General features: G+C 64.5%; 15 protein-coding genes. 5 read left to right on the top strand and 10 right to left on the bottom strand.

Translation table 11 applies throughout. The features are described from left to right. Positions 1-165 precede the first annotated feature (165 nt). Positions 166-489 (top strand): DUF1476 domain-containing protein, encoded by a 324-nt coding sequence (locus P6U27_RS12975; protein WP_122402483.1) that lies wholly within the window; start codon positions 166-168, stop codon positions 487-489. Between the two features lie 5 nt (positions 490-494). Here P6U27_RS12975 and P6U27_RS12970 read toward each other — a convergent pair whose 3' ends face one another. Further along, positions 495-1,556 carry a LysR family transcriptional regulator gene (locus tag P6U27_RS12970; protein ID WP_244607961.1) on the bottom strand — a complete coding sequence of 354 codons (1,062 nt, stop codon included), beginning with the start codon at positions 1,554-1,556 and terminating at the stop codon, positions 495-497. A gap of 11 nt (positions 1,557-1,567) precedes the next feature. Between P6U27_RS12970 and P6U27_RS12965 the strand changes: the two genes are divergently transcribed. Next, positions 1,568-2,395: an oxaloacetate decarboxylase gene (locus P6U27_RS12965; RefSeq protein ID WP_122402481.1), complete on the top strand. Its 828-nt coding sequence runs from the start codon at positions 1,568-1,570 to the stop codon at positions 2,393-2,395. Here the strand turns inward: P6U27_RS12965 and cynS are convergent. From cynS to P6U27_RS12945, 4 genes are all read right to left on the bottom strand, one after another. Further along, entirely contained in the window at positions 2,382-2,870 is a 489-nt protein-coding gene (gene cynS / locus P6U27_RS12960; RefSeq protein WP_122402480.1) for a cyanase, read from the bottom strand. The genes P6U27_RS12965 and cynS overlap by 14 nt on opposite strands. A 68-nt stretch (positions 2,871-2,938) precedes the next feature. Then, positions 2,939-3,871 carry an ABC transporter ATP-binding protein gene (locus P6U27_RS12955; protein WP_122402479.1) on the bottom strand — a complete coding sequence of 311 codons (933 nt, stop codon included), beginning with the start codon at positions 3,869-3,871 and terminating at the stop codon, positions 2,939-2,941. 5 nt (positions 3,872-3,876) lie between these two features. Then, positions 3,877-4,716, bottom strand: a complete 840-nt coding sequence (ntrB, locus tag P6U27_RS12950) for a nitrate ABC transporter permease (protein ID WP_122402478.1) — start codon at positions 4,714-4,716, stop codon at positions 3,877-3,879. 9 nt (positions 4,717-4,725) lie between these two features. Beyond that, on the bottom strand, positions 4,726-6,105 hold the full coding sequence (locus P6U27_RS12945; RefSeq protein ID WP_407194161.1) for a CmpA/NrtA family ABC transporter substrate-binding protein: 1,380 nt from the start codon (positions 6,103-6,105) through the stop codon (positions 4,726-4,728). Between the two features lie 160 nt (positions 6,106-6,265). Here P6U27_RS12945 and P6U27_RS12940 point away from each other — a divergent pair, with 160 nt between their 5' ends. Then, complete coding sequence (locus P6U27_RS12940; RefSeq protein ID WP_407194160.1) at positions 6,266-8,191, top strand: sigma 54-interacting transcriptional regulator; 1,926 nt, start codon at positions 6,266-6,268, stop codon at positions 8,189-8,191. Positions 8,192-8,199: 8 nt separating this feature from the next. Here the strand turns inward: P6U27_RS12940 and P6U27_RS12935 are convergent, their stop codons facing one another. Genes P6U27_RS12935 through P6U27_RS12925 form a run of 3 tightly spaced genes read right to left on the bottom strand, consistent with a single transcriptional unit; the run spans position 8,200 to position 10,821 of the window. Continuing rightward, complete coding sequence (locus P6U27_RS12935) at positions 8,200-9,078, bottom strand: sulfurtransferase (protein ID WP_407194159.1); 879 nt, start codon at positions 9,076-9,078, stop codon at positions 8,200-8,202. Between the two features lie 52 nt (positions 9,079-9,130). Then, positions 9,131-10,243, bottom strand: coding sequence for an acyl-CoA dehydrogenase family protein (locus P6U27_RS12930; protein WP_407194158.1), 1,113 nt, complete (start codon positions 10,241-10,243; stop codon positions 9,131-9,133). 35 nt (positions 10,244-10,278) lie between these two features. Beyond that, a complete protein-coding gene (locus tag P6U27_RS12925; protein ID WP_407194157.1) occupies positions 10,279-10,821 on the bottom strand; it encodes an OsmC family protein in 543 nt (180 codons plus the stop codon). Between the two features lie 247 nt (positions 10,822-11,068). Here P6U27_RS12925 and P6U27_RS12920 point away from each other — a divergent pair, with 247 nt between their 5' ends. Beyond that, positions 11,069-11,716: a TetR/AcrR family transcriptional regulator gene (locus P6U27_RS12920; RefSeq protein WP_407194156.1), complete on the top strand. Its 648-nt coding sequence runs from the start codon at positions 11,069-11,071 to the stop codon at positions 11,714-11,716. A gap of 199 nt (positions 11,717-11,915) precedes the next feature. Here the strand turns inward: P6U27_RS12920 and P6U27_RS12915 are convergent, their stop codons facing one another. Continuing rightward, on the bottom strand, positions 11,916-12,218 hold the full coding sequence (locus P6U27_RS12915; RefSeq protein WP_407194155.1) for a hypothetical protein: 303 nt from the start codon (positions 12,216-12,218) through the stop codon (positions 11,916-11,918). A gap of 413 nt (positions 12,219-12,631) precedes the next feature. On the opposite strand from P6U27_RS12915, the gene P6U27_RS12910 reads away from it, so the two are divergent. Continuing rightward, positions 12,632-13,603 carry an IS110 family transposase gene (locus tag P6U27_RS12910; RefSeq protein WP_122400484.1) on the top strand — a complete coding sequence of 324 codons (972 nt, stop codon included), beginning with the start codon at positions 12,632-12,634 and terminating at the stop codon, positions 13,601-13,603. 219 nt (positions 13,604-13,822) lie between these two features. On the opposite strand, the gene P6U27_RS12905 is transcribed toward P6U27_RS12910, so the two are convergent. Next, positions 13,823-15,022 carry a TrmJ/YjtD family RNA methyltransferase gene (locus P6U27_RS12905; RefSeq protein WP_407194154.1) on the bottom strand — a complete coding sequence of 400 codons (1,200 nt, stop codon included), beginning with the start codon at positions 15,020-15,022 and terminating at the stop codon, positions 13,823-13,825. Positions 15,023-15,298 lie beyond the last annotated feature (276 nt).

Raw genomic sequence — 15,298 nt, 5'->3', positions numbered from 1 at the left:
GGCTGTCCCAGCACAATCGATCCGGCCGTCCGGCACCAACTTATACCGTCTTGCCTGCGGCTTAACGGCTCGTTGTTTTGCCGATTCTTGCTCTCTATCTAGGCATGCAGCCGGGTCGCCGCAACGAGGGCCGCCGGGTCCAGTCAGTAGGGAATTGGAAAAGGCATGAGCGAGTTCGACAAACGCCAGGAAGGTTTCGAGAAGAAGTTCGCCCTGGACGAGGAGCAGAAATTCAAGGCGGAGGCCCGCCGCAACCGGCTGCTCGGCCTGTGGGCAGCCGAAGAGCTCGGCATCACCGGTGACGCCGCCACCGCCTATGCCAAGGAGGTGGTCGCGGCCGATTTCGAGGAGGCCGGCGATGCCGACGTCCTGCGCAAGATCACGGCCGATTTCGCCGCCAAGAACGTCGCCATCACCGAGCAGACGATTCGCGCCAAGATGAACGAGCTGCTCGCGGTGGCGGCCGCCGAGGTGAAGGCGGGGAAATAATAGATTCAGCCGACACGCCGGCGCGCAATGTCCTTGCGCGCCGGCGATTTCTTTCTGGGCCTGGCCGAGACATCCAGCCCGCCATAGGTGCGGCGGATGGTTTCGAGCAGGCGCTCTGCGGCAGCGCTCAGAAAGCCGCCGCGGCGTGTGACAAGGACGATGTCCTGGTCGGCGGCAAGGTCGCCCACGGCAATCGTCGCGATCGAGGCGGCACGCAGTTCCTCCGCCAAATGGCTTCGCGCCAACAGTGCAAGACCAAAGCCCGACTCCACCAGCCGCTTCTGCGCGGTCAGGCTGTCCACGGCCGTCCATTCCACGTCGCCGAGCCCTTGCGTGAGAAACAGCGCGAACACGTGCGCCGCGGCGACCTCGCGACGCCCGCGAGTCTCCGGGAATGCGATCCAGCGTTCGCCGCGAAGCTCGGCGAGGTGTTTCACGCGGCGCCCGGCCAGAGGATGATCGGGCGCACAGACCACCTGCAGCGCCTCACGCAGCACCAACTCGCAGTCGAGGTCGCCGGAGCGGTCGGTGTTGTAGCGCAGGCCGATCGTGGCTTCGCCGCGCCGGATGAGACCGCTGACCTCGGCGCTGGTCGCCGTCCGCAAGCTCAGTGTGACGGCCGGGTTCTCCCTGGCAAACCGCTTCATGATGGTCGAGAGGCGGCCGTCGGCAAGTGTGCCGGTCACGGCCAGCGAAACGGGCCCCGAATTCTGCTTGGTCAATGCGCGTACCGCCTGGTCGGCGTCCTGCGCGGCGGCAACCGCGCGTTCGGCATAGGGGATCAGCACGCGCCCGGCATCGCTGAGCCGGGTGCGGCCTGCCACCCGCTCGAACAGCGGCACGCCGAGCTCCTGCTCCAAGAGAGCGATACGGCGCGAAATCGCCGGCTGCGAGCGATGCAGGAATTTTGCGGCATTCGAGATCCCGCCCCTGCGATGAATGGTCAGAAAGGTGTTGAGGGCGTCGCTGTCCATCCCAACCTCATGCAAAAAGCTGATGATGCTGAAAAGAATAACAAATTTGGCGGATGACGAGAATGCGCCTAAGGCTGTCCAGACCGACAGCACGGAGGTAAACCATGACGAGCCAATTGGCCAAGGCGACCGCATTTCGCGCGCTGCATGCGCGACCGGGGGCCTTCATCATTCCCAATCCATGGGATGCCGGTACGGCCAAGCTGCTCGCGGCGATGGGCTTCGAGGCCTTGGCGACCACGAGCCTCGGGGTGGCCAACACGCTCGGCAGCGGCGGCGTCAGTCTCGACGTCATCCTCGCCAACGCGCGCGCGATCGTCGAAGCCACCGACTTGCCGGTCAGCGTGGACCTCGAGAATTGCGGCGCGGACGAGCCGAAGCGCGCGGCCGAAGCGATACGGCGTGCCGCCGAGGCCGGCGCGGTCGGGGGCTCGATCGAGGATTTCAGCGGCGATCGCGATCGCCCGATCTACGACTTTTCCCATGCCGTCGAGCGCGTCCAGGCCGCCGTGGAAGTGGCGCGCGCGCTGCCAATTCCGTTCACGCTGACGGCGCGGGCCGAGAACTTCCTGCATGGCCGCAGGGACATCGACGACACGATCCGCCGCCTGCAGGCCTTCGAGGCCGCAGGCGCCGATGTCCTGTATGCGCCCGGCCTTTACGATCTCGCCACGATCCGGACATTCGTCTCCTCGCTCGGCAAGCCGTTCAACCACGTGATGGGTTTTGCCGACCCGACGCTGACGCTCGCGCAATTGTCGGCAGCCGGCGTCAAGCGCATCAGCGTCGGCGGAGCCATGTCACGCTATGCGCTGGCCGCGTTCCTGAAGAGCGGACGCGAGATGAAGGAGAACGGCTCCTTCACCTATGTTCGCGAGATGGCACCTATCAAGGAGCTGCGCGACGCTTTCGCGTCGATCAGTCCTCCTTGAAGCCGTACTCCGGCACGTTGCCGCTGGCGCCGTAATATTTGTACGGCAGGAACTTGCCGCTCATCGTGATCTTGACGCGGTCGCCCTTGGGATTGGCGACACGTTCGAGCGCCATGTCGAAATCGATCGCCGACATGATGCCGTCGCCGAATTCTTCCTCGATCAGCGCTTTCCAGGCCGGACCGTTCACCATCACCATCTCATAGAAGCGGTAGATCAGGGGATCGGTCGGCGGCATCGGCGTGCCGGTGCCGCGCATCGGCACCTCGTTGAGCATGGCGGTCTCGGCCTTGGAGAGGCCGAACAGTTCACCGGCGTTCGCCGCCTGCGGCTTTGTCAGCTTCATCTGGCCCATGATCGCGCCGACGATCAGCACCTCGGAATAGCCGCCGATCTTCTCGCAGATGTACTTCCAGCTCCAGCCCTTCTCGCGCTTGATGTCGAGCAGCTTCTCGGTGAGGTCTTCGCGTTTCATGTCAGGGTCTCCTTGGTTTATGCGTCATGCCCGGGCTTGTCCCGGGCATCCACGTTCTTGGTCGCAACTCAGGACGACGTGGATGGCCGCGACAAGCCCGGCCATGACGTCTCCCGTGACGGCTCCGGTCTGGCATCGGATGCGATCGAAAGCCCGGGCTTGCCGATGTGCACCATCGGCACGTTGCGTGGATCGTGATCCGGCGTCTCGGCGGCGAAGGTCTTGCTGCGCGTCACCAGGAAATCGATGATGTGGTTGCGCAAGACATAGTAGAGCGGATGGCGGTGCAGCTCGGTGCGGCCGCGATCCCTGGGCAGCGGGTTCTCGACGACCTCGGCCAGCACCGCGCCGGGACCGTTGGTCATCAGGAAAATCTTGTCGGCGAGGTAGATCGCCTCGTCGACGTCATGGGTGATCATGAACGCGGTCTGCCCGGTCTCGAGGCAAATGCGCCGCACCTCGTCCTGCAGCGTACCGCGCGTCAGCGCATCCAGCGCCGAGAACGGCTCGTCCATCAGCATCATCTTCGGCGTGATCGACAGCGCCCGCGCGATGCCGACGCGCTGCTTCATTCCGCCCGAGAGCTCCGACGGATGCTTGTGCTCGGAGCCGGTGAGCCCGACGAGATCGATGAAGGTCTGCGCATGTGCTTTCACCTTGGCGCGATCCCAGCTGCGCCATTTCGAGCTCACGGCATAGGCGACGTTGCCGAGCACGGTGCGCCAGGGCAGAAGGGCATGGCTCTGGAAGATCACCGCGCGGTCGAGGCTGGTGCCCGAGATCGCCTGCCCGTCGACGATGACGGCGCCTTCGCTCGGCGCATCGAGGCCGGCGAGGATGTTGAGCACCGTGGTCTTGCCGCAGCCGGAATGGCCGATCACGCAAGCGAACTCGCCGCGCGCCATCGACAGCCACAAGTTCTCGAACACTGTCGTCATCGCGCCACCCGCGCCGGGATAGCGCTTTGCGATGCCTTCGATGGAGATGAATTTGTCGGTCACAACCTTTACTCCGGAAACGTGACCATGCGCGTGAAGCGCGCGAGGATCTGGTCCAGCAGCATGCCGACGATCCCGATCAGCAGGATCGCGATGATGACGTTGGTGATCGAGAGGTTATTCCACTCGTTCCAGACGAAATAGCCGATGCCGGTGCCGCCGACGAGCATCTCGGCCGCGACGATGACGAGCCAGGCGATGCCGATCGAAATGCGCATGCCGGTCAGGATCGTCGGCGCCGCCGCGGGAAGGATCACGGTGAAAGCGCGCCTGATCGTGCCGACCTCGAGCGTCCGTGCCACGTTGACCCACTCCTTGCGCACGCTGGCAACGCCGAACACCGTGTTGAGCAGCATCGGCCAGATCGAGCAGATGAAGATGACGAAGACCGCCGAGATCGAGGAATCCTTGATGGTGTAGAGCGCCAGCGGCATCCAGGCCAGCGGCGAGATCGGCTTCAAGACCTGGATGAAGGGATCGAGCGCCTTGCTGAGCAGCGGCGACATGCCGATGAGGAAGCCGAGCGGGATTGCGACGATCACCGCCAGCAGATAGCCGGTGCCGACGCGCCCAATGGAATAGGCAAGCTGGATGCCGAGCCCCTTGTCGTTCGGCCCGTTGTCGTAGAACGGCCGCTTCAGATGCTCCCAGAGTTTTGCGCCCACGTCGAGCGGCCCGGGCATCGCCGATTTGCCCTGCGTCGCCGTGAGCCCCATCAGCTTGGCGTATTCCGGGCTCATCGTCGCCACCGGCGCCGTAGAGCGCGTGGCGAGATGCCAGATGCCGAGAAAAGCGGCGAGCAGCACAATGGAGACGAGGCCCGCGCGAAGGCGAAGTGAGGTGGTCATCGCCTCACCTCACGACGCCTTCCTGATCTTGAAGCTCGCCAAATAGTCCTCCGGCTTCGTCGGATCGAACGTCTTGCCCATCACCGCGAACGACTTGTAGCTGCTGGCCGGCGGCGTGAGCCCCATCTCCGTCATCAGCTTCTTGGTATCGGTCGCCAGATACACCTGTTCGGCGACCGCCTTGTAGTCGACATCGCCCTTGATCTGGCCCCAGCGCTTCATCTGCGTCAGCATCCACACCGCGAAGGACTGCCAGGGGAACGGATCGAAGTCGACGCGCTTGGCGTCGGTCTTCACGCCGCCGAGGCCATCGGCATAGGTGCCGGTCAGGACCTGCTCCAGCACCGTGACCGGCGCGTTGATGTAGTTGGCCGGCGCGATGGCTTCGGCGATCTGCTTGCGGTTCTCCGCCTTCGAGGCATAGACGGTGGCATCGACGATGGCGCGCGTCAGCGCGGCAAAGCTGTTCGGCGCCGTGGTGCTGAACTCGCGGCTGGCGGCGAAGCTGCAGCAGGGATGGCCGTCCCAGATCTCCTTGGAGAGCAGGTGCATGAAGCCGACGCCGTCATAGATTGCGCGCTGGCAGACATTGTCGGGCGCGAGGAAGCCGTCGATGTTGTCGGCGCGGAGGTTGGCGACCATCTCCGGCGGCGGCACCGAGCGCAGTTGCACGTCGGTGTCAGGGTCGAGGCCGGCTTCCGCGAGATAATAGCGCAGCAGGTAATTGTGCATGGAATAGTCGAAGGGGATCGCGAACTTCAGGCCCTTCCAGTCCTTCGGATCGCGCTTATCCTTGTGCTTGGTCGCCAGCACGATGCCCTGCCCGTTGATGTTCTCGATCGCGGGCACGGCGAACGGAATGGCATTGGCACCGAGGCCAAGCGAGATCGCGATCGGCATCGGCGCCAGCATGTGCGCGGCGTCGTATTCCTTGTTGATGGTCTTGTCGCGGATCACCGCCCAGCCGGCGGTCTTGACCACTTCGACATTGAGGCCGTGCTTGGAATAGAAGCCCAGCGGCGCCGCCATGATGATGGGTGTCGCGCAGGTGATCGGGATGAAGCCGACCTTGAGATCCTTTTTCTCGGGCGTGCCGGCTTGCGCGAAAACTTCGGTCGCCGTCTTGATCGGAAAGAATTGCGACAATGCAGCGAGCGCGGTGGATGCACCGACCGACTTCAGGAACGCGCGTCGCGCCACATCCTGCGGAAACATCGCGCGCATCACTGCGGAAGCGACCACGCCCTCGTAGCGCTTCTCTTCGCTCTCGAACGGATCGCAACGCAGCGCCGTCGCCTGCTCGTGCTCTTCCGCAGAACGATGCTGGCCACAGGCGCAGCCGGCTCCAAGCTTGCGATCGGGATCAAACGGATTGTCGAACGTGGACATCGGCCCTCCTGCGCGTCATTGCGAAGAACAATTACGCAAGGAGCATGCCACGGCCTTCAGCCCAGCCATTGCCTTGATAAGGCACCACTTTCAGTCACGCTTGGCCACTACGAAAAGTCGTGATAAACGAGATTTCGTAGTTCAATTACGAGATTTCGCAATGGCAACGACGCCAATGCCCATCCACGATGATGTGGCCGCCGCCAACGACCCGCGCATCGCGGCATTCGAATCCTCCGTCGAGGCGACACTGCTGGTCGATCCCTATGGCGACCAGATCGTCGACGCCAATCCCGCCGCCTGCGCCCTGCTCGGCTACGACCGCGCGCTGTTGCGGCAGACCAGGGCCAGCACGCTCCACGCCGGCGAGCTCCCCGCCCTCACCGTCTTCACCCAGGCCGTGCTGCACAAGGGCGCCTATTGGACCACGGCTCTCACCCCCCGGCATGCGACGGGGCAAAATCTCCAGCTCGAATATGCCGGCTGCCTGCTGCCGCATGACGGCCGTACGCTGCTGCTGCTGACGCTGACCGATCTCCAAGCGCGCCGCCGCCGCAATGTCGATGCGGCTGCCGAAGACCACATGCGCGGCGGCATTGCGACCTGGCAGCGGGTCGAGCGCGTATTCCAGGACATCGAGCGCGAGAACCAGCTGATCCTGCGCGCCGCCGGCGAAGGCATCTATGGCGTGAACGCGGAAGGCAAGACCACCTTCGTCAATCCCGCAGCCGAACGCATGCTGGGTTGGACCGCCGAAGAGCTGGTCGGCAAGGAGATCCACCCGATCGTTCACCACACCCATCACGACGGCCGGCACTATCACAACCATGATTGCCCGATCTATGCGGCGTTCCGCGACGGCGCCGTGCACCAGGTCGACGGCGAGGTTTTCTGGCGCAAGGACGGCTCGCCCGCCTGGGTCGAATACACCTCCACCCCGATCCGCGACCGCGGCGTCGTGGTCGGCGCCGTCGTGGTGTTTCGCGACGTCAGCCAGCGCCGCGAAGCCGACGAGAAGCTGCACGCCGCGCTCGCCGAAGTCGACCGTCTACGCGAGCGGCTGGAGCTGGAGAACGCCTACCTCCAGGAAGAAATCCGCATCGAGACCAATCCGCGCGGGATCATCGGTCAAAGTGAGGCGATCCAGAAGACGCTGCGCCAGGTGAAGCTGGTGGCGCCGACGACCGCGGCGGTGATGATCACCGGCGAATCCGGCACCGGCAAGGAGCTGATCGCGCGCGCCATCCACGAGGACTCCACCCGCAGCGACCGGCCGCTGATCCGCGTCAACTGCGCCGCCATCCCGCGCGAGTTGTTCGAGAGCGAGTTCTTCGGTCATGTCCGCGGCGCCTTCACCGGCGCAACCCGCGACCGTATCGGCCGCTTCGAGCTCGCCGATGGCGGCACGCTATTCCTCGACGAGGTCGGCGAGATTCCGCTCGAACTGCAAGGCAAGCTGCTGCGCGTGTTGCAGGAAGGCCATTTCGAGCGTGTCGGCGAGGCGCGCACCCGCGCCGTCGACGTTCGTGTCATCGCCGCGACCAACCGCGACCTCAAGCAGGAGGTCCAGCGCGGCCGTTTCCGCGAGGACCTCTATTTCCGCCTCAACGTGTTTCCGATCGAGACGGTGCCCCTGCGCGAACGGCGCGAGGACATTCCGCTGCTCGCCCAGCATTTTCTCACGCGTGAGGGCAAGGCGCTCAAATCGAACTTGCGCCTATCCGAGGGTGATGCACGGCGGCTCGCCCGCTACGACTGGCCCGGCAACGTCCGCGAACTGCAGAACGTGATCGAGCGCGCCGCGATCCTGTCCCAGAACGGCCGCCTGCGCATCGACCTGCCCGACACCTCAGGCGCGCAAGCGCCTAGCGGCGCCGCCCGCCAGAAGCCCGACGCGCGCCCCTCCGTCATGACGTCCTCGGAAATGCGCGACCACGAACGCGCCAACATCCTCGCCGCGCTGGAGGCCTGCGCCGGAAAGGTGTTCGGCCCCGGCGGCGCTGCCGAGATGCTCGAGATCAAGCCGACAACGCTCGCCTCGCGGATCAAGGCGCTGGGAATCGCGCCTCGTCCGCGGGCCATGTGATCGCGCGCTCACGCCGCCTTGGTGGTGACGTCCGTTGCAATCGGCAGCCCCTGCTCGATCGGCAGCGAGGGATCGCGCGACCATTCGTTCCAGGAGCCGAAATACATCCGCACGTCCTTCACGCCGGCGTTCTTCAGCGCCAGGAACGTGTTCGAGGCGCGCGCGCCCTTGAAGCAGTAGAGATAGACCGGCGTCGCTTGCGAGATACCGACGGTGGCGCATTCGGCCAGGATCTCGTCCTTGGACTTGAAGCGCGGGCCTTCGGCGGTCGGCTTCATCATCCGATACCATTCCAGCCACACGGCGCCGGGAATGCGGCCCTTGCGTGGGCAGAAGTCTTTGCCGTACGGCGAGGAGCTGTCACCGATCCACTCGTCGACGTCGCGCACGTCGAGGATGGCGATGCCGGGCTTGCCGACGGCGGCGAGCATGGTCTTGGCATCGATCAGGATATCGCCGGCTTCGGGGACGATCGCAAACGTGGCTTTTGCCGGCGTCGGCACGTCCTTCGTCACCGGGAAGCCTGCGGCCGACCACGCATCGAAGCCGCCGTGCAGCACCTTCACCTTGGGATAGCCGAGCATAGTGAGCAGGTAATAGCCGCGGCATGACTGGCCGAAGCCCGAGTTCATCGACTGCTCATAGATCACCGCCGTCTCGTTACCGGACAGCCCAGCCGCACCGAACGCATCGGCGAATTTCGTTTTGAGTTCGGTGATGCCCTCGGGCGTCGAGGTCGCGAGAAAGGTGAAGATCTCGTGCACGTTCACGGCACCCGGCAGGTGCCCGGCGCCGTAGGCATCGGGATTGCGGGTGTCGATCACGACACACGGCTCTAGCTTCAAGAGATCGGCAAGTTCGCTGGCAGAGATCAGAACGTCCGTCATTGGCAGCCTCTCCGTTGAGGTTGGGTGGTCTTCCGGGGTGGACTCGTGAAACTCAGGACTCGGCGAGCATCTTGCGCAGCTGCTTGGTGGCAGGCGTGACGATCGCGACGAAATAGGCCTCGCGCAGGCGCCGCTGCGCGCGGTGGCTCCTAAGATAGCCGCGCGCGCCACAATGCAGCATCGCCGCATGCGCCGCCGCCACGCTGGCCTCGCCTGCACGAAGCCGCAGCGCGATCACCTTGCGCCAATAGGTCTCCTCCTCGTTGTAGGGATCGCGCGCCAGCGCCATGGTCTCGGACTCGAGCTCGGCGGCGAGCTCGCGGAAATGCACCGGCTGCTGCGGCAGGTAGCGGTTGATATGGCCGAGGGGATTGTCGACCTCGTCCATGATGTTGATGCAATCCTTGATCAGACCGAGCGCCATGCCGGCCTGGAGCAGGATGAAACCGGCGCGGATCTTCTTGACGAAGGGTGCGGCGGGATCGGCGAGGATCAGCTCATCAGGAACAAAAGCCTCGCGGAACTGCACGCCATAAGTGCCGGTGCCGTCCATCGCGAGGAACGGCTTGCACGGCGTCAGCGTGATCGCGGGGTCGGAGCAATCGGCCAGGAACATGACAGTGCCCTGGTCGTCCTCGCGCTCAAAGATGGTGCCGAAGTAATGGTCGGGGCCGAGATTGGAGACCCAGGGCAGCGCGCCGCGCACGTTGTAGCCGCCCTCGACCCTGCGCCCCTTCAGCTTCAGTTTCTCGATGCCAAAGAAGCTCTTCATGGGATTGGAGAGCCCGGTGCCGCCGAGCACGCGGCCGGTCGAGAAGGCATCGCCGAAGCGTTTTGCGAGCTTGATATTGGTGGAATTCGCCGCGTACCAGACCAGCGTGTTCTGGCACCACGCCATGAACGCCGTCGCCCCGCAGACCTGGCCAATCTCGGCCATCGCCTGAATGGCACAGCGCAGGTCCGCCGGCCCTTCGTGCGGCACGTGGCTGCCCCAGGCCCCGACCGTGCCGAACTTGCGCAGCACCCCGGCCGGATAGACCGATCCGTCGTCGATGCCGGCGGCCAGCGGCGCGAGCTCTTCGCGCGCGATCCGCGCCACCTCGCCCGCGATGGACGGTGCGGGCTGATCCAGAAATTCGGCCCGCGATAAAGCCAGTGAACCCATGATCGTCTCCCGCACCCTGTCCTGATTGCCGTCTGCTAAATGCCGACCTCGAGATTGACCGGCCGGGTCAAGGTGTTCGCGACCGGCGACCATTTCTTCACATGGGCGACCAGCGCGTTGATCTCGTCGGGCGAGATGCCCTCGCATTCCATGTCGACCTTGACGCGGACGTCGGTGAATCCGACCGGCTTGTCCGACATATCGCCGGTACCCCAGACCGCGGTGATGTTGAGATCGCCTTCGAGTTCGAGCTCGAGCTTGTTGACGATCCAGCCGCGATGCACGGCGTTGGCATGCAGGCCGACCGCAAGGCACGAGCCGAGCGCGGCCAGCGAGGCTTCCGACGGATTGGGCGCGGTGTCGTCGCCCAAGAGGCCCGGCGGCTCGTCGACGATGTAGGGCGGCAGGTTGCGGATGTAGTTGGCGTGGCGGAATTTGCCTTCCGCGATGGTCTTGCACTTCAAGGTCTTGATGACCTTCGGGTTCGCCTTGCCATTGGCAATCAGTTGCTCGAGCCCGTTCTTGTCGATGGGCGCGAGGCAACCCGTCAGCACGGTCTTTTGAACGACGGCAGTCATCAATCTTCTCCCTGGCAGAAGTGGAAACCGGTAGGATACCGAACGGTCTGTTTCCTTGCATGGAGCGTGCCAGAGCCCGCGAAAAACAAAAGGCGAAGCTTTGGAGCCGCTTAAGCGTCCCTGCCTGCGGATTGATCAGCCGGTCCTTGCTCAAACGCGATGCAGAGCGGCCCGCCCTTGCGAATCTTTTCAGCGCGAAACAGATGCGGCTTGCTGATGCGGCACGGCTGCGGGTAAGTTTGAGTCCATGGCAAAGACGTCATCGAGAAAGAATTCGCCCCACGCGGCCGCCGCCGAGGACGAGTCCGCACGCGGTCGCCTCTTGGGCGCCGCGACGCATCTGTTCTGCAAGAACGGCATCAACGCCACCGGCATCGATGCGATCATCGAAGAGGCCGGCACCGCGAAGACGACGCTCTATAAGTTGTTCGGCTCCAAGACCAATCTCGTCAACGCCGTGCTGGAGAGCGAAGGCAAGCAGTGGCGCGAATGGTTCATCGGCGCCATGGAGCAAGGCGGCGGCGATGCGCAGGCCAAACTCGCGCGCATCTTCCCCGCGCTGAAGAGCTGGTTCGCCGAAGAGCGGTTCTACGGCTGTCCCTTCATCAACGCCGTCGGCGAGCATGACAAGGACGCCAAGCAGTTCCGCAACATCGCGCTGAAGCACAAGAAGATCGTGCTCGGCCACATCGAGAAGCTCGCCGCCGAGCTCGGCTCCGCCGAGCCCGCGGTGCTGGCGCACCAGCTCGGACTCATCATCGACGGCGCCATCGTCGCCGCGATGATCTCGCGCGACCCGGGCGTGGCCGATACGGCAGCTCTCACCGCCGGCCCCCTGCTCGGCCAGGCGAAGGCGAAGAAGAAGCGCGCGGCGGACCAGCTCGAGGCGGTGTAAACGCTCAGGTCTCGTAGCCCGCATGTAGCGCAGCGGAATGCGGGACACTGTCCCGGATTGCGCTTCGCGCATCCGGGCTACGCTCCCAGGGTGGGCAAAGACGCAAAAGCGCCGTGCCCACCAATCCATCGCAGCTCCGTTGATCGACAGGGTGGGTACGCTTCCGCTTTGCCCACTCTGCGAGACCCCGCGCATTCGATCAGCGGCTCGCTCGCAGCGCGGCAAGCTCGACGTCGGCGGCCGGCTTCTCGATAAAGGTCCTCGGGCAATCGGCAGCCGCCTGCTCGAACAGTTTCAACGCCTCTTCCCTGGAGCCGCTCGTCCCCGCCGCCTGGATGATGGCCGTGCAGCCTGCGATCCTGTCATCGACGCTGAAATTTCCGACCGCGTTGCACTTGGAGGTCAAGGGCATTTCCGCGCGGGCGCAGGATATTTCAAACAAGGCAGTCAGCGCCAAAACACCGAAGCCTGCTGCCGCACAAATGAGTGTGCGGCCCACCATTCCAAACATGCAGTCCCCATCTCAATTCCCGGGGACTTCATAGCAACCGATTGCGCGTCTGCACAGCCCTTGGTTGCGGCACAAGGCGCAACTCGGGCGAGGATGAAGGTCTCGTAGGTGGGCAAAGGCGCGCAGCGCCGTGCCCACCATCTCTCTCAGCGTCGTCGATAGACATGGTGGGCACGCTTCGCTTTGCCCACCCTTGTTTTAGCGCACCGGACTAGAATGGCCTCGTTCCGTGAGGAATGGCCCAGCTCGGGTGGCCGCCCGAGCTGGGCTGCCGATCGATCGGATCGATGCCCACCGAAGCCTTGAGGGCTGCCTTTCGTAGCAGGATCGCGATCGGTACTTCATCGGGACCCGGATGGTTGAACGAACTTTAGGTTCGCACACACAAGGGAGGGTCGACGAAGATGGCCAAGCGTATCACGATCTGTGCCGGGATCGATACCGGTAAACGTAAGCTCGATGTGGCACTTGATGGCAGTTTGGAGCGGCTTCAGGCCGATAACACGCCGGATGGCTATAAAGTGCTGGTGGAATGGTTGCAGCGCCACAAGGTCAAACGGGTCGGGATCGAGGCGAGCGGCGGCTATGAGCAGGCTGTCGTCGCCGAGTTGCGGCGCCAGCGGTTTGTGGTCGTCGTATTTCAGCCGGCCCAGGTGCGCGCTTATGCCGTGTTCCAGCTGCAGCGCGCCAAGAACGACAAGATCGATGCCGCGCTGATTGCGGCCTGCACCGCCGCGGTCAAGAAGATCCACGCAGCTCCGGATCCCCGCTTGCTGCCATTTGCCGAGCACCTGACGATGATCGACCAGATCACCGAGGACATTGCTCGGCTGAAGAACCGGATCGAGAGCTGCCGCAATATGCGGCTCCAGAAGCTGTGGAAGGAGGATATCGCTCGCCTGGCCAAGCGCGAGAAGGTCGAACTGAAGGCACTGGCCGCCGCAATCCGTGAGCATCGCGATCTTGCCGAGCGGCTCGACTTGATCAACAGCATCGATGGTATCGGGCTAAAGACCGCCATGGTCATTCTGGTGCGGATGCCCGAGATCGGTCAGATCACGCGCGAGCAAGCGGCCGCGCTGGCTGGCATTGCCCCTTACGATGACGACAGCGGCGATCGCACCGGCGTTCGTCACATCGCCGGCGGGCGTGAACGGCTGCGACGTGCGCTCTTTACTGCGGCGCTGCCGGCGTCATTTCGCTGGAATCCGCAGCTCATCACGCTCTATGGAAGGCTGATGGGAGCAGGCAAGGAACACAAGCGCGCATTGATCGCTTGCGCCAGAAAGCTATTAATCTTCGCCAACACAGTGGTCGCCCGCGGCACGCCTTGGCAGACAAAACCGCCCGAGATCGCGAGGGCTCCGGCTACCTGATGGCGTTTCTTTGTTCGGCCGAAGCACCGTTTCTTCGTCCCGACCTGCCGTCACAAAGACGCCGCGCGCCGCGGCCGTCAAAGGCTGGCCGTCGCCCTGGCCTCAACTCCATCTCCGCTGCCGCCAGGCCACGCCTTGACGGCCGCAAGCACGGCGTCATGCTACCCTCAGCGATCGGGCGAATCTAATGGTTGCTACGAGACCTCCACCCGACGAAACCTACGCTCCCCGCTCCATCATCCCCTGCAGCCGCACCAGCTCCGCCTCCAGATCGCGCTCCACATCCACTGCCCGGATGTCGAGCACCCGATAATCCCGCGCCTCGAGCCAGGCCCGCCGTCCCGCGCGGTCGGCGGCGATCGCCTCGCCCTCGCCCGGGTTCACCAGCTCGATCGCTATCCGGTGCGGGAAGGAGACGAAGTCCGGGATGTGGCGGCCGACGGGGGTCTGGCGCTTGAATTGGCCGGCGAAGCGGCGGTCGCGGGCCAGGGCCTGCCAGAGCAGCCGCTCGGCGTCGGTCGGGTTGCGGCGAAGCAGGCGGGCGAGGCCGCGCACCGTCGAGGCGCTGTCGGACGCACCGCCGCCCTGCCCGTGCTCGGCCAGCAGCGCGCGCAGGCGCGTGGCCTGCTCGCCGTCGAGCACGCCGCCCTTGGCCGGACCCTTGCGGCCCTCGGCGATCGCCATGATCACGCCGTGCAGCGTGTGCATGTCCTGCTTGGTCGGCTCCATCCGCGTGAAGATGTTGCGCAGGTTCACCAGCATGGTATCGCGCTTCTCGGCCGGCCGCAGGAATTCCACCTTGTCGAGCTCGCGCACGAGATTGTCGAAGAAGGCCTGCATCTGGTGCTGCGAGGCGCGCTCGGATCTTTCAGGCATGGCGTGCGGCAGCGCGCCCGAAGTCGCCAGCTTGAACCATTCATAGCCGACCAGCAGCACGGCCTGGGCGAGATTGAGCGAGGCAAAGCCCGGATTGACCGGGAAGGTGATGATGCGGTTGGCGAGCCCGACCTCCTCGTTGGTCAGGCCCCAGCGCTCCCTGCCGAACAGGATGCCGGCCTTGCCCCCGCTGGCAATGTGCCCCGAGATCTCGGCGGCTGCCGCCTCCGGCCCGACCACAGGCTTGGCCTGGTCGTGGGCGCGAGCGGTGGTGGCGAACAGGAGGTCGAGGTCGGCGACCGCCTCCTCCACCGTGCCGAACAATTCGACCTTTTCGAGAATGTGGTCGGCGCCCGCGGCGGAGCGCTGGGCAGCGATGTTGGGCCAGCCGTCCCTGGGATTGACGATGCGAAGCCGGCTCAGGGCAAAGTTGCCCATGGCGCGTGCGGCCATGCCGATGTTTTCGCCGAGCTGCGGCTCGACCAGGATGACGATGGGACCGTCGAGGGAAAGGCCCGCCTTGCTCTTGTCAGTCCCCGACATCTCGCTTCGCTTTCACACTGTCTCTCAAGGCCTTGGCAAGGCCACCTGAGGAATTGATTCAAGCGGTCCCCAGCACCGGGCCGCCCTCGCGGTCTGTCGTTTGCCTGTCCTGACAAAATTCTCAAGGGAAATAACGGGTTGGATTCGACTTTTGAATCTCGTCTGAAACCTCGCCCCTGCCCACCGCCCCCGCTCCCCACCTGGGGAAGCTGGATGAGCTAAAAGTGCATAATCCCTTGGCTTTCGCCCGCTGCTATCAGGTGCTAAGAGGCGGCG

Source organism: Bradyrhizobium sp. STM 3566 (assembly GCF_045571445.1).
Taxonomy (GTDB): domain Bacteria; phylum Pseudomonadota; class Alphaproteobacteria; order Rhizobiales; family Xanthobacteraceae; genus Bradyrhizobium; species Bradyrhizobium vignae.
This window is presented reverse-complemented; position numbering and strand designations above follow the sequence as displayed.

What these genes read in the sequence shown, in the direction of transcription:
- P6U27_RS12975 (WP_122402483.1), top strand. Translation starts at nt 166, where the DNA reads ATGAGCGAGTTCGACAAACGCCAGGAAGGTTTCGAGAAGAAGTTCGCC.
- P6U27_RS12965 (WP_122402481.1), top strand. Translation starts at nt 1,568, where the DNA reads ATGACGAGCCAATTGGCCAAGGCGACCGCATTTCGCGCGCTGCATGCG.
- cynS (WP_122402480.1), bottom strand. Translation starts at nt 2,870, where the DNA reads ATGAAACGCGAAGACCTCACCGAGAAGCTGCTCGACATCAAGCGCGAG.
- ntrB (WP_122402478.1), bottom strand. Translation starts at nt 4,716, where the DNA reads ATGACCACCTCACTTCGCCTTCGCGCGGGCCTCGTCTCCATTGTGCTG.
- P6U27_RS12945 (WP_407194161.1), bottom strand. Translation starts at nt 6,105, where the DNA reads ATGTCCACGTTCGACAATCCGTTTGATCCCGATCGCAAGCTTGGAGCC.
- P6U27_RS12940 (WP_407194160.1), top strand. Translation starts at nt 6,266, where the DNA reads ATGGCAACGACGCCAATGCCCATCCACGATGATGTGGCCGCCGCCAAC.
- P6U27_RS12935 (WP_407194159.1), bottom strand. Translation starts at nt 9,078, where the DNA reads ATGACGGACGTTCTGATCTCTGCCAGCGAACTTGCCGATCTCTTGAAG.
- P6U27_RS12930 (WP_407194158.1), bottom strand. Translation starts at nt 10,243, where the DNA reads ATGGGTTCACTGGCTTTATCGCGGGCCGAATTTCTGGATCAGCCCGCA.
- P6U27_RS12925 (WP_407194157.1), bottom strand. Translation starts at nt 10,821, where the DNA reads ATGACTGCCGTCGTTCAAAAGACCGTGCTGACGGGTTGCCTCGCGCCC.
- P6U27_RS12920 (WP_407194156.1), top strand. Translation starts at nt 11,069, where the DNA reads ATGGCAAAGACGTCATCGAGAAAGAATTCGCCCCACGCGGCCGCCGCC.
- P6U27_RS12915 (WP_407194155.1), bottom strand. Translation starts at nt 12,218, where the DNA reads ATGGTGGGCCGCACACTCATTTGTGCGGCAGCAGGCTTCGGTGTTTTG.
- P6U27_RS12910 (WP_122400484.1), top strand. Translation starts at nt 12,632, where the DNA reads ATGGCCAAGCGTATCACGATCTGTGCCGGGATCGATACCGGTAAACGT.
- P6U27_RS12905 (WP_407194154.1), bottom strand. Translation starts at nt 15,022, where the DNA reads ATGTCGGGGACTGACAAGAGCAAGGCGGGCCTTTCCCTCGACGGTCCC.